27 protein-coding genes are annotated in these 24,334 nt (G+C 42.1%); 15 read left to right on the plus strand and 12 right to left on the minus strand.

All coding sequences use genetic code 11. The annotated features are described in order from the left end of the window. Complete coding sequence (locus NSQ70_RS03525; protein WP_217967461.1) at positions 1-372, minus strand: hypothetical protein; 372 nt, start codon at positions 370-372, stop codon at positions 1-3. Between the two features lie 181 nt (positions 373-553). Between NSQ70_RS03525 and NSQ70_RS03530 the strand changes: the two genes are divergently transcribed. Both NSQ70_RS03530 and NSQ70_RS03535 read left to right on the plus strand, forming a co-directional pair. Further along, on the plus strand, positions 554-991 hold the full coding sequence (locus NSQ70_RS03530) for an Rrf2 family transcriptional regulator (protein ID WP_039168549.1): 438 nt from the start codon (positions 554-556) through the stop codon (positions 989-991). A 64-nt stretch (positions 992-1,055) separates the two neighbouring features. After that, a complete protein-coding gene (locus NSQ70_RS03535; RefSeq protein WP_342502453.1) occupies positions 1,056-1,970 on the plus strand; it encodes an NAD(P)/FAD-dependent oxidoreductase in 915 nt (304 codons plus the stop codon). A 10-nt stretch (positions 1,971-1,980) separates the two neighbouring features. On the opposite strand, the gene NSQ70_RS03540 is transcribed toward NSQ70_RS03535, so the two are convergent. Continuing rightward, on the minus strand, positions 1,981-2,181 hold the full coding sequence (locus tag NSQ70_RS03540; RefSeq protein WP_024718613.1) for a hypothetical protein: 201 nt from the start codon (positions 2,179-2,181) through the stop codon (positions 1,981-1,983). 113 nt (positions 2,182-2,294) lie between these two features. On the opposite strand from NSQ70_RS03540, the gene NSQ70_RS03545 reads away from it, so the two are divergent. Next, positions 2,295-2,942, plus strand: coding sequence for a DUF3885 domain-containing protein (locus NSQ70_RS03545; RefSeq protein ID WP_342502454.1), 648 nt, complete (start codon positions 2,295-2,297; stop codon positions 2,940-2,942). A gap of 33 nt (positions 2,943-2,975) precedes the next feature. Here the strand turns inward: NSQ70_RS03545 and NSQ70_RS03550 are convergent, their stop codons facing one another. After that, the gene (locus NSQ70_RS03550) at positions 2,976-4,304 is read right to left on the minus strand and encodes a 6-phospho-beta-glucosidase (RefSeq protein ID WP_056408143.1); all 1,329 of its coding nucleotides are present in this window, start codon (positions 4,302-4,304) and stop codon (positions 2,976-2,978) included. A gap of 204 nt (positions 4,305-4,508) precedes the next feature. Here NSQ70_RS03550 and NSQ70_RS03555 point away from each other — a divergent pair, with 204 nt between their 5' ends. Beyond that, complete coding sequence (locus tag NSQ70_RS03555; RefSeq protein ID WP_045034443.1) at positions 4,509-5,240, plus strand: MurR/RpiR family transcriptional regulator; 732 nt, start codon at positions 4,509-4,511, stop codon at positions 5,238-5,240. A 13-nt stretch (positions 5,241-5,253) separates the two neighbouring features. On the opposite strand, the gene NSQ70_RS03560 is transcribed toward NSQ70_RS03555, so the two are convergent. After that, on the minus strand, positions 5,254-6,456 hold the full coding sequence (locus tag NSQ70_RS03560; protein WP_342502455.1) for an MFS transporter: 1,203 nt from the start codon (positions 6,454-6,456) through the stop codon (positions 5,254-5,256). A 146-nt stretch (positions 6,457-6,602) separates the two neighbouring features. Between NSQ70_RS03560 and NSQ70_RS03565 the strand changes: the two genes are divergently transcribed. After that, the gene (locus NSQ70_RS03565) at positions 6,603-7,082 is read left to right on the plus strand and encodes a YbaK/EbsC family protein (protein WP_047946791.1); all 480 of its coding nucleotides are present in this window, start codon (positions 6,603-6,605) and stop codon (positions 7,080-7,082) included. A gap of 32 nt (positions 7,083-7,114) precedes the next feature. Here NSQ70_RS03565 and NSQ70_RS03570 read toward each other — a convergent pair whose 3' ends face one another. Then, complete coding sequence (locus NSQ70_RS03570; RefSeq protein WP_019743938.1) at positions 7,115-8,023, minus strand: LysR family transcriptional regulator; 909 nt, start codon at positions 8,021-8,023, stop codon at positions 7,115-7,117. A 103-nt stretch (positions 8,024-8,126) separates the two neighbouring features. On the opposite strand from NSQ70_RS03570, the gene NSQ70_RS03575 reads away from it, so the two are divergent. Next, positions 8,127-9,326, plus strand: a complete 1,200-nt coding sequence (locus NSQ70_RS03575) for an MFS transporter (RefSeq protein WP_286067079.1) — start codon at positions 8,127-8,129, stop codon at positions 9,324-9,326. A gap of 63 nt (positions 9,327-9,389) precedes the next feature. On the opposite strand, the gene NSQ70_RS03580 is transcribed toward NSQ70_RS03575, so the two are convergent. Together NSQ70_RS03580 and NSQ70_RS03585 are read right to left on the minus strand one after the other, a co-directional pair. Beyond that, entirely contained in the window at positions 9,390-10,469 is a 1,080-nt protein-coding gene (locus NSQ70_RS03580; protein WP_017360425.1) for a DUF3900 domain-containing protein, read from the minus strand. A 200-nt stretch (positions 10,470-10,669) separates the two neighbouring features. Then, positions 10,670-10,819, minus strand: a complete 150-nt coding sequence (locus NSQ70_RS03585; RefSeq protein ID WP_008344201.1) for a DUF1540 domain-containing protein — start codon at positions 10,817-10,819, stop codon at positions 10,670-10,672. Between the two features lie 354 nt (positions 10,820-11,173). On the opposite strand from NSQ70_RS03585, the gene rfbF reads away from it, so the two are divergent. Genes rfbF through NSQ70_RS03610 form a run of 5 tightly spaced genes read left to right on the plus strand, consistent with a single transcriptional unit; the run spans position 11,174 to position 15,955 of the window. Continuing rightward, positions 11,174-11,938 carry a glucose-1-phosphate cytidylyltransferase gene (rfbF, locus tag NSQ70_RS03590; protein ID WP_251211104.1) on the plus strand — a complete coding sequence of 255 codons (765 nt, stop codon included), beginning with the start codon at positions 11,174-11,176 and terminating at the stop codon, positions 11,936-11,938. A 4-nt stretch (positions 11,939-11,942) separates the two neighbouring features. Then, positions 11,943-12,914, plus strand: coding sequence for a GDP-mannose 4,6-dehydratase (locus NSQ70_RS03595; RefSeq protein WP_342502456.1), 972 nt, complete (start codon positions 11,943-11,945; stop codon positions 12,912-12,914). A 12-nt stretch (positions 12,915-12,926) separates the two neighbouring features. Beyond that, the gene (locus tag NSQ70_RS03600; protein ID WP_251211105.1) at positions 12,927-13,838 is read left to right on the plus strand and encodes a putative nucleotide-diphospho-sugar transferase; all 912 of its coding nucleotides are present in this window, start codon (positions 12,927-12,929) and stop codon (positions 13,836-13,838) included. Further along, positions 13,835-15,025 (plus strand): glycosyltransferase family 2 protein, encoded by a 1,191-nt coding sequence (locus NSQ70_RS03605; RefSeq protein WP_039168570.1) that lies wholly within the window; start codon positions 13,835-13,837, stop codon positions 15,023-15,025. The genes NSQ70_RS03600 and NSQ70_RS03605 overlap by 4 nt, the downstream gene beginning before the upstream one ends. After that, complete coding sequence (locus NSQ70_RS03610) at positions 15,026-15,955, plus strand: putative nucleotide-diphospho-sugar transferase (RefSeq protein ID WP_056408123.1); 930 nt, start codon at positions 15,026-15,028, stop codon at positions 15,953-15,955. A 34-nt stretch (positions 15,956-15,989) separates the two neighbouring features. On the opposite strand, the gene NSQ70_RS03615 is transcribed toward NSQ70_RS03610, so the two are convergent. Then, positions 15,990-17,228, minus strand: a complete 1,239-nt coding sequence (locus tag NSQ70_RS03615; RefSeq protein ID WP_342502457.1) for an MFS transporter — start codon at positions 17,226-17,228, stop codon at positions 15,990-15,992. A gap of 146 nt (positions 17,229-17,374) precedes the next feature. Continuing rightward, entirely contained in the window at positions 17,375-19,414 is a 2,040-nt protein-coding gene (locus tag NSQ70_RS03620) for a penicillin-binding transpeptidase domain-containing protein (RefSeq protein ID WP_338704732.1), read from the minus strand. Positions 19,415-19,645: 231 nt separating this feature from the next. Here NSQ70_RS03620 and NSQ70_RS03625 point away from each other — a divergent pair, with 231 nt between their 5' ends. Continuing rightward, a complete protein-coding gene (locus tag NSQ70_RS03625; RefSeq protein ID WP_212361129.1) occupies positions 19,646-21,076 on the plus strand; it encodes a DASS family sodium-coupled anion symporter in 1,431 nt (476 codons plus the stop codon). Here the strand turns inward: NSQ70_RS03625 and NSQ70_RS03630 are convergent. Next, positions 21,008-21,412: a hypothetical protein gene (locus tag NSQ70_RS03630; RefSeq protein ID WP_138278211.1), complete on the minus strand. Its 405-nt coding sequence runs from the start codon at positions 21,410-21,412 to the stop codon at positions 21,008-21,010. The two genes, NSQ70_RS03625 and NSQ70_RS03630, sit on opposite strands and share 69 nt — an antisense overlap. Positions 21,413-21,503: 91 nt before the next feature. Between NSQ70_RS03630 and NSQ70_RS03635 the strand changes: the two genes are divergently transcribed. Next, positions 21,504-21,731 carry a hypothetical protein gene (locus NSQ70_RS03635; RefSeq protein WP_017360415.1) on the plus strand — a complete coding sequence of 76 codons (228 nt, stop codon included), beginning with the start codon at positions 21,504-21,506 and terminating at the stop codon, positions 21,729-21,731. Here NSQ70_RS03635 and NSQ70_RS03640 read toward each other — a convergent pair. Beyond that, positions 21,712-22,191: an Hsp20/alpha crystallin family protein gene (locus tag NSQ70_RS03640; protein WP_008344182.1), complete on the minus strand. Its 480-nt coding sequence runs from the start codon at positions 22,189-22,191 to the stop codon at positions 21,712-21,714. The two genes, NSQ70_RS03635 and NSQ70_RS03640, sit on opposite strands and share 20 nt — an antisense overlap. Positions 22,192-22,256: 65 nt before the next feature. Between NSQ70_RS03640 and NSQ70_RS03645 the strand changes: the two genes are divergently transcribed. Both NSQ70_RS03645 and NSQ70_RS03650 read left to right on the plus strand, forming a co-directional pair. Further along, on the plus strand, positions 22,257-22,514 hold the full coding sequence (locus NSQ70_RS03645; protein WP_008344180.1) for a hypothetical protein: 258 nt from the start codon (positions 22,257-22,259) through the stop codon (positions 22,512-22,514). A 6-nt stretch (positions 22,515-22,520) separates the two neighbouring features. Continuing rightward, the gene (locus NSQ70_RS03650; protein WP_008344178.1) at positions 22,521-22,754 is read left to right on the plus strand and encodes a hypothetical protein; all 234 of its coding nucleotides are present in this window, start codon (positions 22,521-22,523) and stop codon (positions 22,752-22,754) included. A gap of 35 nt (positions 22,755-22,789) precedes the next feature. Here NSQ70_RS03650 and NSQ70_RS03655 read toward each other — a convergent pair whose 3' ends face one another. Next, positions 22,790-24,181, minus strand: a complete 1,392-nt coding sequence (locus NSQ70_RS03655; protein WP_008344176.1) for an amino acid permease — start codon at positions 24,179-24,181, stop codon at positions 22,790-22,792. Positions 24,182-24,334 lie beyond the last annotated feature (153 nt).

Below are 24,334 nucleotides of genomic sequence, written 5' to 3' on the forward strand. Positions count from 1 at the left end.
TTACTCTGTACTCTCCTCAACATCACGGCTATCTTCTGTTTCACCAATATAAATAGGACCGTTTGCATGGTCGATTCGGATTGGCCATTCGTATGGGACTTGCAGGCGTCGTGCGATGGCTCTCCAAAATTTTGCAGAATCAAATTCTAGTTCTTGAAAGTCTTTAAGCAATTCTTTATAAGAAGATCCATCAAATTGAATGTACGAGTCTTGCAGACGCATAAAGGCGTAATGTCTCACTTCTAATGCTGCCGCAGCTTCCATTTCTTCTTCTGTTGCTTCGCCAATGATTGTTCCTGCGGGTGGAAGCATGTCGTATACGTTAAATTCCTCTTCTTCTTCGTGTGCTGCATTGTGCTGTTGATCTGACATTTTTTTCACTCCTTCTAGTCTTCATCAAGCTTTTATTCGTGCTTACTTCTATTATCGGAAGGAAATGCGAAATGTGGAATGAAAAAAGAAGCAGATCCACAATACTTGCTTTTTCTTCTTGAATCCTCTATGATCAATTACAGATATAAAAGGTCTACAATAGATAGAAAGGAATGTTTCTATGAAATATTCTAAAGCGACCAACTATGCGCTTCATACGATGGTCTTTTTAACCCTTGCACCAAAGGGAAAAGCAATAGGCGTCGAGCCTCTCGCCAAGATGCAAGATCTTTCACCTACCTATTTATCTAAAATTTTAACAAAGCTTGTGAAGGCGGGATTGATTGAATCAACACCTGGCGCAAAAGGTGGTTACACCATTCTGAAAAAGAAGGAGGACATTTCGTTTCTAGACGTCATTCAGGCGGTAGAAGGACAAACCCATTTATTTCGTTGTTCTTTAGCACATGATTCTTTCATGCCTCACGATGACTGTTTGATTGAACAAGTCATGCAAGATGTTGAAACAAAAATGCAGGAGACGTTAAGTCAAAAGCGGTTAGTTGATATTGCAAGCCAAATAGAGCAGACAGAAAAAAATCCATTTTTCAACATGTGATTTTTTTGAGCGAATTATAGATATTAAGAGTCTTTAAAGTCTTGGATGAAAAGGAGCGGTTTATATGATATTAGATTGTGCCATTATTGGAGGCGGGCCAGCCGGATTAAATGCAGCTCTTGTTGTGGGGCGGGGCAGAAAACAGGTCATGATATTCGATGACGAGATGCCAAGAAATCGAGTGACTCATGAATCACATGGATTTATTACAAACGATGGAATGACACCGTTTGAGATCAGACAAGCGGGAGAAGCGGATCTTCAAAACTACCCCAATATCCAAATCAAACGAAGCAGAGTTGTGGAGATACAAAATCATGAGGATAACTTCGCGTTACTGACACAAGAAGGAGAAAGATTCGAAGCGAAAAAAATCATTTTGGCCACAGGACTTCAGGACATATTACCAAAGATCAACGGGATTCATGAAGTGTATGGAAAGACGTTGTTTAGCTGTCCTTTCTGCGATGGCTGGGAGCTGAAGGACAAGCCACTTGCCCTGATTGCAGAGAACCAGCGCGCTTTGCATATGGCGAAACTTCTTTCCAATTGGACAAACGATTTGATTGTATTTACAAATGGACAGCAAGTGTTAGCTGAAGAGGAGAAAGCACTGCTATCAGCACATTCTATTCAAGTTATTGATGTGCCAATTGTAGCGATCCATCATGACAATGGTCAGCTACGCTCTCTTCAGCTTGTAAATGGAGAGATAGTGATAAGAGAAGGCGGATTTGTCGCAAGTGATTTCAAGCAGTCAACCCCTTTTGCTGAAAAACTAGGCTGTCAAATGACGAAAAATGGGGGCATTGAAACAGATATTCTTGGGCGTACAACCGTCAGCGATATTTTTGCATGTGGTGATAATTTAGGCGGACCTGCTCAGCTTGTTCTTGCAGCAGCAGCTGGAAGTCAGGCAGGAATGGGCGTCATTCATGAACTTGTGCAGGAAGAGTTTCAACAAAAAACATCTCTGTAAAAAGAGATGTTCAGCGATGAGCGATTTTCCGTTTTACTAAGACGTGAGCAGTCCATTCAAAAAGTGCGTAGATGACAAAGAAGATTAGGATCCAGCTACTGACATCGACCCATACATTGTTGATATGAATGATGTTCGCCTGATCAAGTCCAGCCTGTATCCACATCGTGATCAATGCGGTGAGGAACACCTGTAAAAACCATTTTTTCAATTGGTCACACCTCCATCTCTTTCTATCATATAAGAAATGACAGTTTATTTCCAATTGAATTTCCATCAGTTTCAACGGTAAAATAAGAAATAAAACCAATGGAAGGACATGAGATGAGCGATCAAACCAATCGTTTTTTAAAAAGTCATTTTCCTGATCTTGTCCTCACGCCGTCTCTTTTTTATAGGTGGCCTTTTGGTCTTCGCTTTGAAGTGGCAGATTGGTCATTAGGAGAAGAATCGGTTGTATTAGAAAAAGCAGGCGATCGGGCTTTGAAAATCGTTAGATATGCTTTTGATCCAGAAGACGATATTCTACTTGTCACGGATGTCTATACGCAGCATGAACATGAATTAACGAAGCAAAAGCTCCTTGTTTATCAAAAATATGCCGACCGACAAGTGCGTCACCGATTGCGTCACGAGCGTTTGACCTATATACAACCAAAACAAGAAGAAACAATGAAAATAGAGAGATTTACACTCAAGTGTCAGTTGCAAGATATTCGATTGCGCCCGCTATTACAAGCCATATGCCAAGAGGATTTCTACAAACCGAATCAAATCATGAAAGGAAAGCTTGGTTATGACATTTATCTCATCAATCTCTCAAAACAGATGATTTTCCACTTATATGATGATCGAGGCTGTGATCTTATTGCGGCAGATCCAGAACATCTGTGTCCAGTTTATGAAGGTTTACAGCACTGGCTCTTAGACTATGACCGTGCTCAGATGGATCAGTTGTTTGCCGGGAAATAAGAAAAACCGCACTTTGACAAGTGCGGCTTCTTTTTATGCTTCGACTTTATTGAAAAACTGTGGTAGATATTCTTTATGTGCTTCTAGCATTTCATCTAGGATGCTTTTTGCAATGGCATCTGATGGGACGAGCGGATTGATGGTCATGGCGACAAGTGCTGTGTTGTAGTCGCCTGTCACGGCTGCTTCAGCGGCTACACGTTCAAAGGATTTAATTTGAGAAATAAGTCCTTTGACAGCGACCGGCATTTCACCAACAGCAATTGGTTTTGGGCCGTCTTTTGTGATGACACAGTTCAGTTCAACGGCAGAATCATTTGGAATGTCACTGATGGCGCCATTGTTGATTGTGTTTACAGGCTGAATGTCATGCTTGTCGTTATAAATGGATGCGATCAAGTTACATGCTGCATCACTGTAGTAAGCACCGCCTCGTTTTTCAAGTTGTGGCGGCTTAATATCAAGATCAGGATCTTTGTAAAGCTCGAACAGGTCATTTTCTAGTGCACGGACGACTTCTGCACGAGTTCCTTCATTCTCTGCTGCTTTCTTTTCTTCAGCCAACATATCACTTGTTTTGTAATAGTAGCGGTGGTACGGACAAGGGATTACGCCAAGCCCTTTTAAGAAATCTGCATCCCACGGAATGGCGTGAATGTTGTTCATCGACATCGTAGAGTTTGGATCTGCCATGTCTTCGATCACTTGATCCATGATGCTTTTGCCATCTAAGAACACGTTCAGTCCAAATACCATATGGTTTAATCCAGCAAAGCTGACTTCGACTCTGCTTGCGTCGACATCAAGTCCTTTGGCGATGCCCATGCGAATGCCGATTGGTACGTTACATAAGCCAACGACTTTGCGGTGGTTTGAATAGCGAAGTACGGCTTCTGTGACCATACCAGCTGGGTTGGTGAAATTCACAAGCCAAGCATCCGGGCATAATTCTTCAATATCTTTCACAATCTCAAGAATGACAGGGATGGTACGCAGACCCTTGAATAGACCGCCTGGACCGTTTGTTTCTTGACCAATGACATCATATTTTAAAGGAATGCGTTCATCCTTCATACGTGCTTCCAGTAATCCGACGCGGAATTGTGTTGTGACGAAATCAGCGTCTACCAGTGCTTTCCGGCGATCTAAAGTTAAATGAACCTCGATTGGAAGTCCCGCTTTTTTCACCATGCGTTTTGCAAGATTTCCGACGATCTCAAGCTTTTCTTTACCTGCTTCGATATCGACGAGCCAAAGTTCGCTAATTGGAAATTCCTCGTACCGTTTAATGAATCCTTCGACAAGTTCTGGTGTATAGCTTGATCCTCCGCCGATTGTGACAACCTTTAATCCTTTTGCCATGTTCTGCACCTCCGAATAATGTAACGCACAATGTTATAATAGAGTGAATCAATCTTTTATCATTTGTTTGTACATCTATAGCTTATCGTGAGAGTACCTTGTGCGTAAACGGTTTCAGCGTCTTTAGGCAAGGGTGCCCTATTTAGAGATTTGTTACATAAAAGAAACGTGTTGTGTCATGTTGTTGGAGAAAGGGGAAGTCAGATGTTTTCAAGTGAGGTCATTTCCAGCTTTAATGAACTAGAAAGCGCTTTATACCGATACATTATGGAAAACAGTGAAAAAGTCGTCTATATGAGAATTCGTGATTTGGCAGATGCCGCACATATATCGACCTCATCTGTCCTTCGCTTTTGTCGAAAAGTGAATTGTGAAGGCTTTTCAGAATTTAAGGTGAAGCTCAAAATGTATTTAGAAGCAGAACAAACACCTTCTTTGAAAAGCACGCAGCATTTCTTGTATGAATTTATCGAACGGACACTTAAAGGAGATTTTGAGGAGAAGATTAAAGAGGCAGCGAAGCTCATTGCGGGTGCAAAGAATGTGCTGTTTATTGGGACGGGCAGTTCTGGTATTTTGGCGCAGTATGGGGCAAGGTACTTTTCGAGTCTTGAGAAATTTTCATTCTACATCAACGATCCGTTTTTCCCGATGAATATGCAGTATTTAGACAATAGTGTCACCATTGTGCTGTCGGTATCAGGAGAGAACAGTATTACGATTGATCATATTTCGAAACTTAAAAGAGAAGGCAGCACGATCATTAGTATTACTAACAATCAGCACTGTACAATTTCTCGTATTTCTGACTTAAATATTGCTTATTACGTTACAGACGAACGAGTCCATAGAGCCAACATTACTACACAGACACCCGTTGTGTATATCCTAGAAGCAATGGCGCGTGACATGTTTGCGATGTTAAAAGAAAAGTAAAAGAGCCGCTGCCTTAAACAGCGGCTCTTTTTTTCTGCATCATGAAAGTGGTGATGGCAATGCTTGAGCAGATGAGTACAAACAGTCCGCCTAACAAATACACAAATCTCGCTCCGAATGTATCCGCAATTAATCCAACAAAGAAAATAGATAAACTGACAGACATAGAAGAGAGAACGTATTGAGCCGAATACACCTTTGATAACTCATGGACTGGCGTTTCCGTTTGGAGGATGGTTTGCTGCGAAACATCCCGAATTTGATAGGCAGGCCCCATTAAAATACAAAGCAGCAATGCAAGCCATGGCAGGCTGTTTAGTGAAAATAGGATCGTCAGCACTGCATAAATAAAAGAGCCCGCTGCCATAAAGAGGAGAAGTTGTTTTTGAATAAACTGACTTAGCCATGCAGCCATGAGTCCGCCTATAATGGCACCTATATAATATGCGGCATTGATATATCCCCACCATTCCGCACCTTCATTTAAAACAAGTGTGACAAAGGCAAGCGTAACCGGTCCGACCCACAAAGCACCTGCAATATTTTCACTAACATCCATGAAAGTCAGGATGCGAACCGTTTTGTTTGTCCAAATGATCTTCCAGCCATCCTTGAAACCGTTCATCTTATTTTCTTTTTGAACCGTGTCTTCTTGCTTGAGTAGAGAAAAAACAGGGATGATCAATAGATAGGACAACACAATCATGAAACAAGAGGCCCACATTAAATAAAATGGACCAATCAACAGGACGAGCATTCCAGTAAACGAATAGCCGGCGATTTGAACAGATTGATAAAAAACGGAGACTGTACTGTTCGCTTTCACAAGCTGATTTGCTGATACAAGCATCGGCATGATGGCCTGTAATAAAGGGCTGATGAACCCGCCTGTGATGGAAATCAAAACGAACGCACTAAACAGCCAGATCAGGTGCTGCTGAAAGAAATCAAATTGGGTCGTGAATACGACGAGCATTCCAATACGTAAAAGAGGGACCCATTTCAATAGACGCTTGGCTTGAAAGAGTTCTGTCAAAACAGGAGAGAGGAGCCCAGCCAATAGCTGACATAGTGTTCTTATGAGCGGAAATACAGCCGCATAGGCGACAGATTGTGTATCTTGATAAATAACCAATGTGACTGTCATCAAAAATAGAATATCACTTAGCATGAGAAGGCTTTTACTGCCTGTATAACACCAAAACTTATTTCCCATATCCAACCGACTCCTTTTCAAAAACAAGTTCAGTATAGCATGAGAGTGAAGGAGCTAGAGGTTTTCCATTGAAAAATACATCTTAAGGATGAGAGGATTGTGATAAGCTAAATGAAAGGACATTGTAAGGAAAGGGGTTCAATCCATTGAAAAAATTACCAGCGCATGACTTTTTGGACAAGCATGGCATCCCGTATGACATCAAAACATTTTCTGCCGAAACAGAGAAGGGCGCATCGAATGTAGCGGCTGCTCTTGGTTTTAGAGAAAGACAAATGATCAAGACATTGATCTTTGAAACAGGGGAAGGGGAGCAGCTGCTTGTAATGGTTGGTGCTGACCAGCACATCAAATCAGGGAAACTAAAGAAAGCCGCAGGCTCTCGCAATATCAAAATGGCTTCACCAGACACGGTGCTTGAAGTGACAGGCTATCGGATTGGCTCTATTCCGCCATTTTGTTGGCAGCCTGAAGGGTTCCGCACGATTATCGAAGCATCGCTATTAGAAGAAGAGATATTAGGCGTTGGAGCGGGAGAATGGGGAAATGAAATACTCATCACACCAGAACAATTAGTGATAGCCTCAAAAGCGGTCCCATTTGATCTTGTTCAGCCATCCGAATAGAAAAAGTGCCTGTTGCTGAAGCAGGCACTTTTTTAATTGGAGTCAGGTGCTATAAAGGGTCCGATGTCTTTCATTTGCAGAAAAGCATTCACCGTCCTATTTTCCTCAAGGTCATTCGCCCGTTTGCAGACCACAACAGGTCTGATAATGTCTATTCCTTCGATATACACGCGCCCAATCTCTCCACGTTCTAAGCTTCGCTGAACAGCGTCACGAGGAACAAGGGTAATGCCATAGCCAGCTTTGATCATTTGAATGGCTTCGTGGACACCACTGAATTGTAAATCAACGGTCGGTTTTTTAATTCCTTTAGCGGTAAAAAGGGAAAAAAGCTTGTCTCTCGTCGAACTGCCTTCTTCTCGCATTAAAAAGGGTTCATGGCTTAGGCGTTCTAGGGGGACGGTTTGTCCATTTAACGGGTGATCCACAGGCACGATAAAGTCATAACTTAAATCAGTCAAGTGAGAGGTGTGAAGATCTTCGTGGTGCAGATCCTCTATTACGGCGATCGCCACATCTGATTGATATTGAAGCAGGCTTTCGATCACTTGAGCGGAGTTTCCGCTTTTTAATTCAATGTCTGTCTGTGGCGATGATGTTTTAAAAGAGGCAAGCCAATCAGGCAGCAAAAAGTTAAGTGGTACGTAGGTAGAAGCTATTCTGAGTCTTCCTTTTTTTCCGTTTTGCAGAAGAGTAATCTGATATTCTACTTCTTTTTCCGCCTCGAATACTTGCCGGGCATATGGATACAGGATCTTTCCCATCTCCGTCAGTGTAATCCCCCGGCCGTTTCGTTTGAAAAGACGAAAGCCGATCTCTCGTTCAATGCTTCGTAATTGTGCTGTCACAGCCGGCTGTGTCAAAGACAGCACGTCTGCCGTTTGTGTGACACTTTTTGTTTCGGCTACCTTTGCAAAAATACGGAGGGCATGTAAATTCATCTTTGCACCGCCTATCAATTATTTTGATGATTCAATCAAAAACATTCATTAGATTTATTATAAGGTATCCCTTATCGTAAAGGTAGCGAAGGGGGAAGAAAAAATGGATCGTCGTCAAAAGCAAGTTGTGTCAATTTCGCTCATCACAGCATTTGCCCTTATTGGGGATTCAATGCTCTATATTGTTCTCCCGGTCTATTGGAAAGAGATTGGTTTATCATCCATTTGGGAGGTGGGGTTACTGCTGTCTATCAACCGATTCATTCGTATCCCGCTAGCACCTGTCGTATGGTGGCTCTATCGATATATCCCAATGAAGACCGGTGTACTGATCGCAATTTTGATCGCGTCAGTGACCACGATATTATATGGTATGAGTGGATTTTGGATGCTATTGATTTGCCGCTGTGCATGGGGTCTCGCTTGGACGTTACTCCGTATGAGTGGGATGAGGGTCTTGGCTGAAATGGACGAAGGCTCACAAGGACATTTGACGGGTCTTTATAATGGGCTTTACCGGCTTGGCAGTTTATTTGGCATGTTATTTGGTGGAATCTTTGCCAGCTTGATCGGTTTTCAGTCCATGACGCTTGTCTTTGGCTTACTCACATTGATGGGCTGCATTTTTTATGTATCGTTGGATGAAATTGAAAAGAGAGAAGGCACGCAGGTGTATCATGGTATCAAACAAAAGTGGTTTACACGAGATGTGGTAAAAGTACTGATAACAGGCATGCTGATCGCACTGATCATCCAAGGTTTATTCGCATCCACGCTGAGTCATGTCATTGAAGCAAAGATTGACCAAGATGAATTGACTCTGTTTGGCTTTGTCATCGGAGCTTCGGCTTTAAGCGGTGTTATTCAAGCACTCAGGTGGGGGTGGGAACCATTTCTCGCACCGAGAACGGGCAAATGGTTTGATCGTCTTGTGATGAAGGAACGAATGTTATGCTGGATGTTTCTTTCATTTGGAGGGCTCAGTTTTCTTGTGATCATGCTGAAGGTAAGCGGCTGGTTCCTATTGATGCTGCTTTTGATGCAACTGATGGCAACAATTGTCACAACATTCACCGATACACTTGCCTTTCAAAAAGCTTCTGCTCAAACAGATAAGAACCGCTTTCTCGCCAGCTATTCTTTTGTTCAAGATATGGGGGCTGCTTTAGGACCTTTGTGTGGGTATACGTTGATCCAGTTTTTCGGAACAAACAGCGTCTTTTGGCTGATGCTTATCATAAGTTTCATGCTCGTCAGCATGTGGATAAAAAGCGGGCAGCATGTTTCTTCTAGTGCAGTGTAAGAAATAAAGCGTTATATAAAAAACTGCCTCATGCAGCTAATCGCAGGAGGCAGTCATATTCTCTTATTCTAAGTCTGAATCATAGGCTTTTTGCGTGAGTTGGCTGACGACCTCTTTCAAGCCATTGGGTTTATGGAATTCAACAGGTGTGCTTCCTTTTTCAAATACAATTTGATCTGCTTCAACGAGCACGACATATCGATTGTTGACCTTTGCAATATGAATCGAGTGACCGAAGTCGGCTAAAAGTCCTTTAATTTCTGTTTCGCCTAGACGCATCTTCATCGTGATATCAGGGGTTTGTTCAACAATGTGTGAAGCCGCTAGCGTGACCTGTTCTGTATCGAGTGTTTCCCGAATCTCCCGTTTTTCACTTGCTTCCCATATTTCAAGGTCCTCTTCAAATTGTTTTAATTCTTCACTTTCATCCTGAAATGTTTCAAATACATGTTCCTGCACCATATTCATGACCTGTGATTTCATGATTTCAGGCATCGATTCCCCGTATTCGACGAATTTTAGAAAGTCTTCAAAATAACGAGCGTGTGAGGATTGGTGAATTTTCACTTCGGCTTCCTCTGTCATGCCCTCTTCTGGCATAAACGGGTATTGAATCGATTTCATGTTTTTTGTTGTAATCGCCATTTCGACTTTTTTGATCAAGGTAGATGTATCAGCAATAGAAGCGACTTTCTGTTCAAAATCGCATTTCATGATAAAGACAAAAGAGTCATCGAAATACTTTTTAGGAACCGCAGATGCAACCAAAAACACGCCGCCTCTGACAGCACTTGTATCTAAATAAGTGCGAACAAATTGTTCACTGCATTCGTTAAATACTTCTTTTGTATCTGCAAATCTCGTCTGATGAAATAAATTGTAGTTTGGATTTGAATCGAGTTCATGCCCGGGTTCGACAATAAATCGGCCAATTTTAGTCGGTACTTGCTCAGACTTAGGGTGTCTGTCCACTTTTCGTTTGACGATTTTTTTAAGCTCACCGTCTAGAAAGTCTTTCAGCTCACTTTGTTCAAATTCCTCTTGGTCTAATGTTTGGTAATGTTTAAACCGTTTATTTGCTTGTTCCTCTTTGCCTTCTATTTCAACCACATAGAATGATAGAAAACGTATCGTAAAATCCACTGATTGGTCACCACTTTTTCTTCTTTGGATATGTTGAGTATAGAAAAAGGAGTGAAAATCGTCAACGAATGGAGAAATATCGTGTCATTATTTCCCGAGAAATGTTTCGTGAAAAACGCTTGATAATAATTATCATTCTTGATAGAATGATAAAAGAAAAGAAGGAACCTGCCAGTTCCTTCATCTCAGAAAATCATGTATTATTTTGTTTCAAATGTTTCGCAATCCGTTTCAGCATTGCGAGTCACGTCAGTCATTGTGCTTTTACCAATTTTAATGGTAGAAGCTGTACAGCTGTTGTCAGCCCAAAAACGGCAAGAGTTCACTTCACAAAGTACATTTTGTGCCATGGGAATTCACCTCCGTGATTCATATTAAGAATGAAGCAAGCTGCCACTTGAGTTCATTCAATCTAGTAGTCTCTTTATCGAAAGAGGCTGTTTGTGCTGTATATGCACATGTTTATCATACCATCTACCCTGAAAATATACAATTTAAACTTTGAAAGAGCGAGAATGCAAATCTCGCTCTTTTTTGTTTGTAAAAATAGTTAAATGCTAGGTGGCACCCTCTCTTATTCCGACATATGAATAGAGTAGATTCAAAACCTGATGTCGGACAAAGTATAAGGGTACATGTACTGATTTTCCGCATGAAGATAGGGTTTTCAATCAAAAATTTTCATAGAGAGATGAGGGGAGAAGATGAAAGCAGTCATTCTCTGCGGAGGAAAGGGAACGAGAATGAGTGAGGTCACACAAGCGCTTCCTAAACCACTTGCTATGATCGGAGATCGGCCTATTCTATGGCATATTATGAAAATCTATCAGTATTACGGTGTAGACGAGTTTATCTTATTGCTTGGATATAAAGGAGAGAAAATCAAAGAGTATTTTCTCAACTACGACTGGCGATATCACAGCATGCAGCTAGATATGTCGACAGGGGAAATGAAGCTTTTAGGGAAGTCGGAGAATTGGAAAATCACCTTTTTAGATACGGGTGAGGATACGATGACAGGCGGGCGGTTAAAGCAGGTACAGGATTATATTGGTGATGAGACTTTTATGATGACGTACGGGGACGGACTTGCCAATATCAATATGTTTCATTTGCTCAAGCGCCATCAAGAGCTTGGAGCAGCTGCCACTGTCACAGGAATTGAAAAGAAATCACAGTACGGCACGCTGAAGGTGTATAACGGGATGGCACAATCCTTCTCTGAGAAGACAGACAGTATCGGGATGATCAATGGAGGATTTTTTGTGTTGTCTCCAAAGGTTTTTGATTATTTAACAGATGATGATCAATGTGTGTTCGAAGCAGAGCCTCTTCAAAACTTGGCGAATGATGGAGAGCTAGCAGTCTATGAGCACCACGGATTTTGGACAGCAATTGATACGTATAAAAACTTGAAAGAAATCAACGGCATGTGGGCAGATGGAAAACAACCATGGAAGGTTTGGTGACAGCATGAGCGGATTTTGGAATGGGAAAAACGTATTTGTGACTGGGTGTACGGGATTGTTAGGGAGTTACCTCGTCAAGGAATTGATAGATCAAGGAGCAAACGTAACAGGGCTTGTACGTGATCAGGTGCCAAGATCGAACTTGTATCAAGGCAGTCAATTTGAAAAGATGAATGTCGTCCAAGGCGCACTGGAGGACATGCAAACGATAGAACGTGCGTTAGGAGAATATGAGATTGATACAGTTTTTCATTTGGCCGCCCAAGCGATTGTTGGGGTCGCAAATCGTCACCCGGTCTCTACATTTGAAGCCAATATTTTAGGAACATGGAATGTGCTGGAGGCGTGCAGAAGGCAGCCGCTTATCAAACGAGTGATTGTGGCATCGAGTGATAAAGCATACGGGGATCAAGAACAGCTTCCTTATGATGAAGACATGCCGCTTAACGGTAAGCACCCATATGATGTGTCAAAAAGCTGTGCAGATTTAATTTCTCACACGTACTACAACACATATGGTCTTCCGGTTTGTATTACGCGCTGCGGTAATTTATATGGAGGCGGGGATTTGAATTTTAACCGAATCATTCCGCAAACCATCCAGCTTGTGTTAGAGGGAAAGGCGCCAGAAATTAGAAGTGACGGAACCTTTATCCGTGATTATTTCTATATTGAAGATGCGGTCAAGGCTTATTTACTGCTAGCTGAAAAAATGGAGGAAAAAGGGCTTGCAGGAGAAGCATTTAACTTTAGTAATGAAATTCAGCTGACCGTGCTTGAGCTCGTTGATAAAATCTTAAAGGCGATGGGCAGTGAACTAAAAACTCGTATTTTGAATCAAGGAACGCATGAGATTAAGCATCAATATTTATCAGCAGAAAAGGCGAGAAAGCTGCTTGATTGGAAGCCTGATTACTCCATTGATGAAGGGTTAGAAAAGACAATTGAATGGTATCGTGAATTCTTTCAAAAATAGAGGTGTATACAGATGAACAGCATATATTGTACGGTTCTATCAAGTGGAAGACTTTATCAAGCTATTGCGTTTTTCTTATCGTTGAAGCAAGTAGAAGATGATGCTGTCATCAAGACGTTATGTATGGATGATGCTGCATTTGATTTGCTTCATCAAATGAATTTCCCGCATGTCGATCTTGTTCATGTGCGTGAGCTTGAAACGCCTGAGCTTCTAGAGATCAAAAAGGAACGAAATGATTCGGAATATTGCTGGACATTAAAACCGATTTGGATTGAGTGGCTATTTAAGCAGGACCAGGCGGAGGAAGTGACGTATCTTGATGCGGATTTGTTCTTTTATGAGAGTCCACAAGTGATTTTTCAAAACCAGCCTGATGCCTCTGTGCTTCTATCAAGAGGGGATATTGTCATTCCAAGCTTTGATCCAGAGGAAGTGAAGATGCTTCAGAAACTTTTAGGACGCTATAATTCAGGATTCCTGCATTTTAAAGGAGATGAAGCCGGCCAGAAGTGCCTGAGCTGGTGGAAAGAAGAATGTCTAAAAGAATGCAAAAATGCGCCTGGAGAAGGGAAATTTGGTGATCAAGGGTATTTGGATCATATGCCGGTGCTGTTTGAAAAAGTAGAAGATATTCAAACAAAGGGTGTGAATATTGGTCACTGGAATTATGGCCAGCATTCTTATCAGGAAGAGAATGGACGTATTTTGCTTGAGGATGGAAGCCCACTCATTTGCTATCATTTCAGTGGTTTTCGGATCTTAAGCAAAGATGATATGCAGCAAATCCATGAAAAAGGAAGAGATGACTTGCCATTTTTCCAAGAAGCCTATCGGGAAGTGCTGCGTCATGTGATTGAATCGGTAGAACAAGTCAATCCGATGTTTAACGGCTATGCCAAACTGGAGGAGGATGGCGCATGAATGAAAAGCCGAAGGTCAGCGTCATTATTCCGAGTTATAATGCGAAAGAGCGTTTAGAAGGGAGCCTTTTTTCCTTAACGCTTCAGGAAACCGATATTCCATTTGAGGTCATTGTCGCTGATAATGGGTCAACGGACGGCACGATGGAAATGCTCGAACACATTGAGGTGAACTTTCCATTCAAAAAGGTGCGTATTCCTGTCAATCAAGGAATTGCCAAGGGGCGCAATCATGCCATTCGTGAGGCAGAGGGAGACCTCTTAATATTCCATGACAGCGATATGTTGGCAGAGCCCCAATTTATTCAAAAGCACGCAGAGGCACATGCTGATCATGAGGACCGTGTCATTTGCGGTGTATGCTGGAAGCGAATCTACCGTTACTTTTACACCGGTTTTGATAAAGATCATGTGAAACGATTAAAAAAACAAGGGCTGTATCAGCGGAAAATGAAAGACAAAACGTCTCTTGTGTCGATGGAGGAAGTGAAAAGCGGCGCATTTCTAGAGAGAAGCTTCGACTTGCAGTCCGAATTTATTGATATCCTGAAAGACATTTTAAACACGTACGACTATGATTTAAGTTCTTATCAATTGCCGTGGCGATTTTTTATCACAAATAACTCTTCCGTCAAGCGAAAGCATGTCATGGAACTAGGGATGTTTGATGAAAAAATCGTTCGATACGGGTTTGAGGATTATGATTTAGGCATTCGTCTGCATCAGCTTGGCCTCTCATTTGAACTGCGTGAGGATATTTTGAGTGTGCATCAGGAACATCCAAGTAATTTAACGTCATTCGATGACATCAAATATAACATTTTGTATATGTGCGAGAAGTACAACAATATTGATTCGATTGATGTTCATTTGGCTTTCTCTGGACCATTTTCTCATACCGTGACAAATGATATCGTGAAAGACATTCGCCAGCTGCGTAAGAATGAAGCATATGATGATCTGCTCGCTTATTTTTTGGAGCTGCTTCATATGATCACAGAGCGGAATGTGGGCATTAAACGTGATCAAAAGGACGTGCTGACGGCAAAGCATTTCCCTTTGAAAAAGCTGTCAGAGGCGGCCCAACTTGCCAAGCAGGAACATGGATGCACGGTGCTGGCAGAGGCCATCCAAGGGCTCACAAAAGAGCTGCTGCATGTTGACTTGTTCCAAGTGGATGTGTTGTAGATGGCATCCTATCATTTCACAACCATTGTGTCGAATACCCATGTATTTAAGCTACTGGCGCTGATTCATTCACTTGAGCAGACGGCTCAATCATACAAACTTTCTGTCTTATGTGCTGATCCTTTGGCTTACAAGGTGTTAAATCAGTTTCCTCATCCACATGTCCAATATGAACAGCTTGAAGATGTGGAAGATGATTCGCTGCGAAAAGCAAAGGCGGATCGTACGTTCCACGAGTATTGCTGGACGCTTAAGCCTGCGTTTCTACTCAAAATTCTTGAGTCCTCTGATGCAGATTATCTTGCTCATTTGGATACAGATTTGTATTTTTATCATGATCCAGAGGCGATATTTGCAGAAAATCCACTCGCTCATGTATTTTTGACAGATCATATGAATTCCAAGCGATTCTATCACTTTTATGAATTATCTGGCCGTTTTAATACTGGGTTTGTAGGCTGTCGAAACACAGATGTGGCCAAACGAGCTGTGACGCAGTGGAAAGAGAACTGCATTGCGCACTGTACAGTAGAAATGGATACGGAAAAAAAGACATATGGTGATCAGCGGTATGTTGAAAGATGGGTCGATGATTTTGAGGGTGTCCATGTGGTGGCATCTAAAGGTGCCAATGCAGCGATTTGGAATATTGAAAACTATAAGCTCTCCGTTGTGAAAGGAGATATGTATCTCGACGAATGTCCACTGCTGTTCTATCATTTTTCTGCCTTTACGATCATTGATGAAAATACCTTTAATCTGAATTGGTATTACTATATGACAGAACACACTCTTGTGGATCATTTGTATATTCCGTATGCTGATTTGATTCATCTGAAAATTAAACAGGTGCAAAAGGTCTTTCCAGACTTTCAGCAGGGGTTTATTGCAAAGAAGCATGTTCCTGATACGCATTTTTATGAGATATGAAAAAACCGCTCATTTATTGAGCGGTTTTTACCTTTTATGATTCATTCCATTTCGCTATGGTCTGATCGCTTGGCAGTAAGAAGGCTAGGATGCCTAATATCGGTAAAAAGGCGACACCAATCATGGTAGGTGTTAAACCGACTGCATCAATTAATGAGCCGAGGGCAACGGATCCAATCGCTCCCATACCAAACGCAAGCCCAACAGTTAAACCAGACATTGTACCAATTTTCCCGGGAAATAGTTCTTGGGCATAGACCACGGTGACAGAGAAGCTTGAGGTCAGAATGATCCCAATGAGTCCAAGTAAAACATAAGCAAAAACTGGTCCGGCAAATGGGAGAAGCAGGGCAAGCGGAAAGGATGCTAATAAGGAAATTAAAATGACGGTTTTCTTGCCGAAGCGGTCTGCAAGCGGCCCGCCTAAAAACGTCCCAATCGCACCCAATATAAGAAATAAGAAAATATAAGTTTGTGATTCTTTAATCGTCAAACCATATTGCTCAATCGCATAAAACGCATAGAAATTCGAGATCGCATTTCCATACCAAGAACGTGCGAAAATAAGAAAGACGATAATGCCAAGTGCTGTGAGCGCTGATTTGCGGTGAAGTTCAGATCTTGCTGCTTTTGCAGGCGCTTTTTTCGCTTGTGCTCGAATGGTTTGAAGTCTTCCTGAGTACCATCTTGAAATATAAAGAAGGAAACCGACAGCAATCATTCCAACAATCGTAAACCAAGCCACACCTGGCTGACCGAGAGGGACGAGCATTAATGCAGCGATTAGCGGAGCAAAGGCTTGGCCTGTATTTCCACCGACTTGATAGATGGATTGAGCAAGACCCCGTCTAGGACCAGCTGCCATGTTAGCAACCCGTGAGCCCTCTGGATGGAAAATCGCAGAGCCGAGTCCAATAAAGACGACGCACAGTAGGATGGTCGCAAATGATGGCGCAAACGCAAGGCCGAGAATGCCGACAGCACTTGAAAATAATGCGATAGGCAGTGCATAGGGCATCGGCCGTTTATCTGTGTACCACCCGATCGCAGGCTGCATGACAGAGGAGACCATATTTAATGTAAAGGCGATTAGCCCTAATTGAGTAAAGGTCAGCCCCATTGAGCGTTCTAAAATAGGGAACATGGCAGGAATCACGGCTTGCAATGTGTCGTTGAGCATATGGCAAATACCAATAATCAATAAAATAGGATAAACCGTTGAACCGGTGACCGCTTTTTGAGGTTTATTCTTTGTTTGAGCAGCAATAGCCAATGAGACTTCCTCCTTTCATTCAACTTGTTTTCTTTTTTTCATTCTCCTCATTTTATTCATAAGGTGAACTATAAAACAATAGCAAATTGTCATGATTTAGAAAAAAAGAGACACATGCGCTTGATGGAGCGTGTGTCTCTTAAGGGTTATTTATAGAAAGAAGCGATGACAGGCTTCATTTTTTGAATGACAAGTCCACTGCCTCCACGGTTTTTCACACCTTCAATCATGCCGACGAGGACGTAATCTTCTTTTTTAGGATTAAACGCAAGTAAAAATCCATTTTCAGTACCGTCTGTCGCACCTTGTTTGCTCTTTAGTTCCGCTGTTCCCGTTTTAGCGGCTATATCAGCCCCTTTTATTTGCAACGAGTGAGCGGTTCCGTTTGAATTGGTGACGACTTGAGTTAGTGCGTCCTTCACCGTATTTGCTGTATCTTCTTTGATGATCTGTTTTGGTGATGCTGTTTTTTCATTCTGAATGACTCGAGGGTACACAAGCTTTCCCCCTGTTGCAAATGGAGAATAGGCATGTACTTGTTCAATTGGAGACATGAGTAATTCTCCTTGGCCATATGCTGAGTCGGCAAGTAAGATGTCTGATTGAATCCCGTCGTTAGACACTTGTGCTGGCTTCATTGTAAACGGCATGTTTAAATCATCACCAAACCCAAATGTTTTTACTTTTTTCTCGTAAGTATCTTTGCCGATTTCAAGGGCTTCCTGTCCAAAATAAATATTATCTGAGTACACGAGGGCATCGACCATATTGACTTGTTCTTTGTCATGAACCCGTGTAATGCGATAATTTCCCCATGATTGATCCTTTTGCCATTTCAGCCCATGAATGGTGCGCACTTTATTAGGTTTTGTGACACCTGTTTCCAGTCCAATTGCTGCTGTAATGGTTTTGAAAGTAGATCCTGGTGCATATCTGCTCGCATATCGAGCTTGGAATGGGAGATCAGGATTTTCACTGTATGCTTGGTATTGTTTAGGCGTGATCCCGTTGGTCATTAAATTGACATCGTAAGAAGGGGTGCTAACAAGCGCTAATAAATCACCTGATGATGGATTCATAATGGTGACAGCCCCTTTTTCACCTTTCAGCTGTTGATAGGCTTTTTTCTGTAAAGATGCATCAATGGTCAGCTTGACTGTTTTTCCGTCTTTTCGGTCTGTTTTTTGTAATGTTTCTTCAATACCTGTTTCATCATGGATAATGAGGATGCTTCCGCCATCTTGTCCTCTTAAGTTCTTGTCAAATGTGAATTCAAGGCCGGTTTTGCCGATGATTTGATCCGCCTTTAAAGCTGGATTTCTTTTGATATCATCCGCATTTGCTTTTCCCACATAGCCTGTCAGATGAGCAGCGGCTTCGTTATATGGATAGTAGCGCATTTCCTTCGTTTGATAGGTGACGCCATTTATGTCTTTTGGAATCGGCTTTTGCTCTAACATAGACTTTAGCGGGACAAATGTGTCATCTGTGACCCATGCTTGTTTCAACTGATTTTGAATCAGCTCTTCATCTATATCAAAAGCGCTGCTGATTTTTTTGATGTTGCTTTCTTTTTCCGTACCTGTCCCGAGCTTTCCAGGGATGATGCCAAGTGCGTGTCCACCAGTTGTTTCTGCTAACGTGCGCCCTTTTCGATCTACAATATTTCCGCGTACCGCAGGATCCGTTGTCACTTTGATGGTGTCACCCTTTTCCATTTGCGGGAAGATGAGATTTGGTTTCCAGTCTACTTTCCACTCGTTATCCTCTTCGGAGAGAACACCTTTGTAAGAGAGTTTGTTCAGTTTTCCAAGTGACGTTTTCATCGTGACTTCATAGGTGAATTGATACCCATTTCCTTTGTCCTGTTTTTCTACGTTGACGTTTGAGACGTTTAGATCATTCGCACCGATGCCGCTAAAGATATGATCGTATTTTTCGACAAGTTGTTTTTTAGAAAAGTCATTGGCTTTCAGAGAGCCGCTTGTGACCTCATCTGCCAATTTTGTGAATTCTTTTTTCTCCAGATGTTTCGTAAAGGATTCAGCGGCTTTCAGCGCCTCTTTTTCTTTGGAGAAAAGCGTATCTTTTAAGAAAAAGAGAGCAGCAGCAATCGCGATGATGCTAAGAAGGGGAATGATGACTTTTTTCTGTTTCCAAAATGATTTTCGTTGATCTGTATACAATGAAAACACCTCAATTTTTGATTAGATCCTCTATAGTTTACAGTTACTGTGTAGGATTTGTATAGTTTCTCCTATGAAAATAGACCAAGTCATGAAGTGGAAATATGAAGCAAGACACAGTTGCTACTTAAGGATCTCTTCATTTTTTCTTATGATTTAAAGGATTTTTTATGTGATCATCGAATGTGAAAAATTAGAAAAAATTAAAAGCGTTTTCATGAAGGAGGAATTGTGATCGTTTATAAAAAAGTGAATCTGACTGGACTTGTTCTTGGACCGATCTTCTTTTTGCTTATTTTTTTGCTCATTCCAGAAAGTGAATTGACCTATGCACCAAGAGTGGTACTGGGCGTTACGGCTTGGACTGCGACATGGTGGGTCACAGAAGCTTTGCCTATACCGGCTACCTCTTTATTGCCCATCATCCTTTTGCCAACACTTGGCGGGCTATCGATGGAGCAAACATCAAGAGCTTATGGAGACCCGATTGTTTTTATGTACATGGGCGGATTTATGATTGCCATTGCTATTGAAAAATGGAATTTACATAGAAGAATGGCCTTACATATTTTAAATATCATTGGCACAAGAAGTGACCGCATTGTATTAGGGGTTATGATGGCAACGGCCTTTTTATCTATGTGGATTTCAAATGCAGCCACAGCACTGATGATGCTGCCTGTGGCACTGGCTGTGATTAAAGAGGTGAAGGCGAACGATATTTTGTCTGGTGCATCTCTTGACCGATTCAGTAAAAGCATCCTATTATCAGTCGCTTATTCAGCCTCTATTGGCGGACTGGCGACACTCGTTGGGTCTGTGCCAAATGCTGTTTTTGCAGCGATGTCAAAAAAGCTGTTAGATCGAGAAATTATGTTTTTTGAATGGTTTTTGTTTGGTTTTCCGGTGGCGGCAGTTCTGCTCATTCTCTTATTTCTGTATTTGACCAAGATACAGTTCAAGGTAGAGCACACAGGGGAAATGGGAGCAACGTTTATACGGAAGGGTTTAGAGGATTTAGGCAAAATGAAACAAGAAGAAAAATGGGTTTTTGCTATTTTTCTTATGACGGCTTTTTTATGGATTTTTAAAATCTTTTTGTTTGGCGGGCTTCCTGTCTCGGATACGTCGATCGCAATCTTTGGGGCGATGCTGTTATTTCTCATTCCAGCGACAAATGGAGAGAGAATACTAGAATGGCAGGATATGAAGCAGTTGCCATGGGGGCTTTTGCTTTTGTTTGGAGGCGGGCTTTCGCTCGCTACAGGATTTGCGGAAACGAATCTAACAGGATGGATTGGGGAAAATTTACAGCATTTAAATGGGTTGTCGTACCTCATGCTGCTAATTATTTTAACGGCTTCTATTTTATTTATGACCGAAATTATGTCTAATACAGCAGTTGCGAACATGATCATTCCGATTACAGTAGGGCTTGGACTTGCAATTGGCATGGAGCCGTACGGCTTAATGGCTGCGGCTGCGTTAGCATCTTCATGTGCGTTTATGTTGCCAATCTCCACACCACCAAATGCGGCTGTCTTTAGTGCGGACGTGCTGAAAATATCTGATATGGTCAAGGCTGGCTTTTGGCTAAATGTGATCAGTATTGTAGCGATTGTGCTTGCGGTTTATTTCTGGCTTCCGGTCGTGCTGAGATGAAGACTTTGATCGAATGGAGACTTTTGGTGTTTTTGTTTCTTTTGGCTTCGGTACTGAAGTTGCCTTTTTGAGGTGCGGGTCCTTTGGCGTGTAATAGGTGGCTCCAATGTTGAGTCTGCCTTTAAGCTGATCAATGGAAAGCTCACCAAACTCTAAATGGTAGTCAATTTTGTCCACATGCAGTGATTCAATGTGAATGTGCGTATCCTCCGAGACAGGCGGAGCAGGTGCAGACATTTTCTGCTCAAGAGCGGTGAGTCTTTTTTCCAGCTCGACGACAGATGGGGATGGACTGGCTTCGGTTTTTTTAAAGAGTGATTGAATGAAATGTTTCAAGTGGACCACAACCTTTTCTTTCGCCTTGCTCTAGTCTATGGAAAAGCTGCCCGGTATATACTTATAGAGATACATGAAAGGGGAGAAGTGCATGCTGCCTACACGCATTCAGATTACCCATATGAAGACGAATACGATTGGTACAGGGTCCTCGATGACATTCGGTTCGACGATCGTACGAAATCACTGCTCGACGATCAAAAGAAACAATGGTTTTGGTGAACAAAATGCCGATGGCGTGATCACGATCTTGCCGATTGAAACGATTGATGATCGTGATCTAATAGACGCAGTCAGTATCAATATTCGTCATCTATGATTATCGCAGTTGCTTTTCCTTCATCCTTTTGCAGGCGAATGTATAGCACGCCGTCTTTAAAGGCCGCATTCATTTGACCAAGAATCATATCTGGGAGCCGAATTTTTCTTTCAAACGGACCATACTTCCCTTGTTTTTGGCGAAAATCCTGTTCGTTAAAAAAGGAAAAACGCTGTCCTTTTACAACTAAATATTCACCATATGACAGCACCTGAACATCTTCCTTCCGGTAGCCAGGCAGATAAATTAAGTACTGAAATTCAGTAGGGGTTTCCACAATGTCGACTGGTGGAAACGATGCATCTGTTCCTCGCTGATCTTGCTGCGAGAATGTAAAGGGAGACGGACCATTTGCCATAAAGGGAGATCTTTGCTCATCATCGAATATCATTTTCCAAAAATCATCTCCATGCATTTGCTGGGCAATGTCCATCCACTGCTTCATTTTTTCGAAGTCCATGTGAAGACCTCCTGTTAACATACTTGATGGGTGCTCGCATATACCTATAAAAAGGAGGTTTATCTGTGGTTCAACCAACTCCGTATATCAATATTAATATTTTCATGTTAAAAATTAATTCCTTTGAAAATGCGTCGGCGGTGAATGTCGGACAAAATTTGTTAGCAGAGTGGCAAAACTCAGATAAAAAAAATCAGGGGTACGGACAGAATTTTGGAGATGCCAGCGGTTTTGTCGGAACAAAGAGCCATGTAGATGATCGAGATCAAGTGGACTCACCTGCCTCTTTTTCGCCAGCAGCTAAACCTATTCCAAGGAAGTGATGTGTGATGTTATTCTCACCCTCAGTCGTCAATGTCGGTGCTTTTAAAATCAATGCAATGGATCGGGGGGCATCACTGACGCTAGGACCTTATCAGCAGATCGATTATTTTCTCTCGATGAAATTGAACCAGGGTTTTGGTGAGGACAATGGAGATTGTTCACCGCTTGTCATTCCAATTTCAAGCGTACTCGATCCAGATATGGTGGATTCGAATTCAGTGAAAAACAGTGTGATTTAAACAAAAAAGAGACCGGGATTCCCCGTGTCTCTTTTCTATTGTGTTTGATTCAGATGGCTTTTGCGTCTTGCGTAGGTAAAATACACAACGACACCAATGGCTACCCAGATGAGGAAGGCTCGCCATGTCTCCCATTTCAGTGTGGCAGCCAATATCATACAAATGACCGCACTAATGATGGGAAGGACAGGAACAAAGGGTACTTTAAACGCTGTTTTCATATTCGGATGTTTTTTCCGGAGTATGATCACAGCGATCGAGATCACTGTAAAGGCCGCAAGTGTACCGATGCTGACTAAATTAGCAAGTGTTGATAAGTTGACAAAACCAACGATACATGCCGCAACAGCGCCTGTCAGCCAAGTGTTGGCAACCGGTGTCTTCGATTTTGGATGAACGTTTGAAAAGATTTTCGGCATGAGTCCATCTCGGCTCATGGCAAAGGTTAAACGAACCTGAGCGTAGACAAGTGCAATTAACACGGTCGTAATCCCGATAATAGCACCTGCCGATATAATACCAGCGACACTATTCAGGCCAACCACTTGTAAAGCAAAAGCGACAGGGTCACTGACATTCAGCTTCGTGTAGTGAACCATGCCTGTTAAGACAAATGAAACCCCGATGTATAAAATCGTACAAACACCGAGCGCACCAATAATTCCGATCGGCATCGCTTTTTGTGGGTTTTTGACTTCTTCAGATGCATTAGCGATTGCATCAAATCCAAGGTAAGCAAAAAAGACAGTGGCCGCTCCAGCAATCACGCCATGGAAGCCCATTGGCATAAAAGGTGTCCAATTTTCAGGTTTAACGTAAGCAAAGCCTGAAATGATAAAGAGGAGGACAATGGCAATTTTGATGAGCACAATGATGTTATTCAGCTTTGTGCTCTCTTTTACGCCTCTTGAGACAATAAAGGTAATGAGTAAAATAATGAGTGCGCCTGGCAGGTTAAAGATGGCCCCATCAGCGGCTCCGGGTGCAGCCGATAAAGCCTTCGGTATGTGCAGACCAAATCCACTGAGTAGTGATTGAAAATAGGATGACCATCCGCTTGCCACAGCAGAGAGCGCAACAACATATTCAAGCATTAAATCCCAGCCCATTAAAAAGGCGAGGAATTCTCCAAGTGTTGCGTAAGAATACGTATAGACACTTCCTGACACTGGAATGGACGAGGAAAATTCAGCGTAGCAAAAAGCAGCAAGGGCGCATGCGATCGCAGCCAAAATAAAAGATATAATAATCGCAGGTCCCGCATCTTTCGCAGCCGCAACCCCCGTTATTACAAAAATTCCAGTCCCGACCACACAGCCAATGCCAAGCAAGATTAAATCAAATGTATTCAAAGAACGGCTCAGCCGCTTCGTTTGACTTTCAAGCATGAGCTGGTCGAGAGACTTTTTTCTAAATAAAGAACTCATGTTGACCTCCTAATGGATAAATCTTTTCGTAAGACGAATGTTAGTATATGCGTAAATGACAATTTAGTCAATTGGTTGAAAAACGCTTTAAATCGCTAAAGTATTAAATGTCACAAAAGGCTAATGTGTATCAAAAGACATCCGCCGTCATGT

This window comes from Bacillus sp. FSL R5-0397, from assembly GCF_038593395.1.
In the GTDB taxonomy this organism is placed as follows: Bacteria; Bacillota; Bacilli; order Bacillales; family Bacillaceae; genus Bacillus; species Bacillus altitudinis.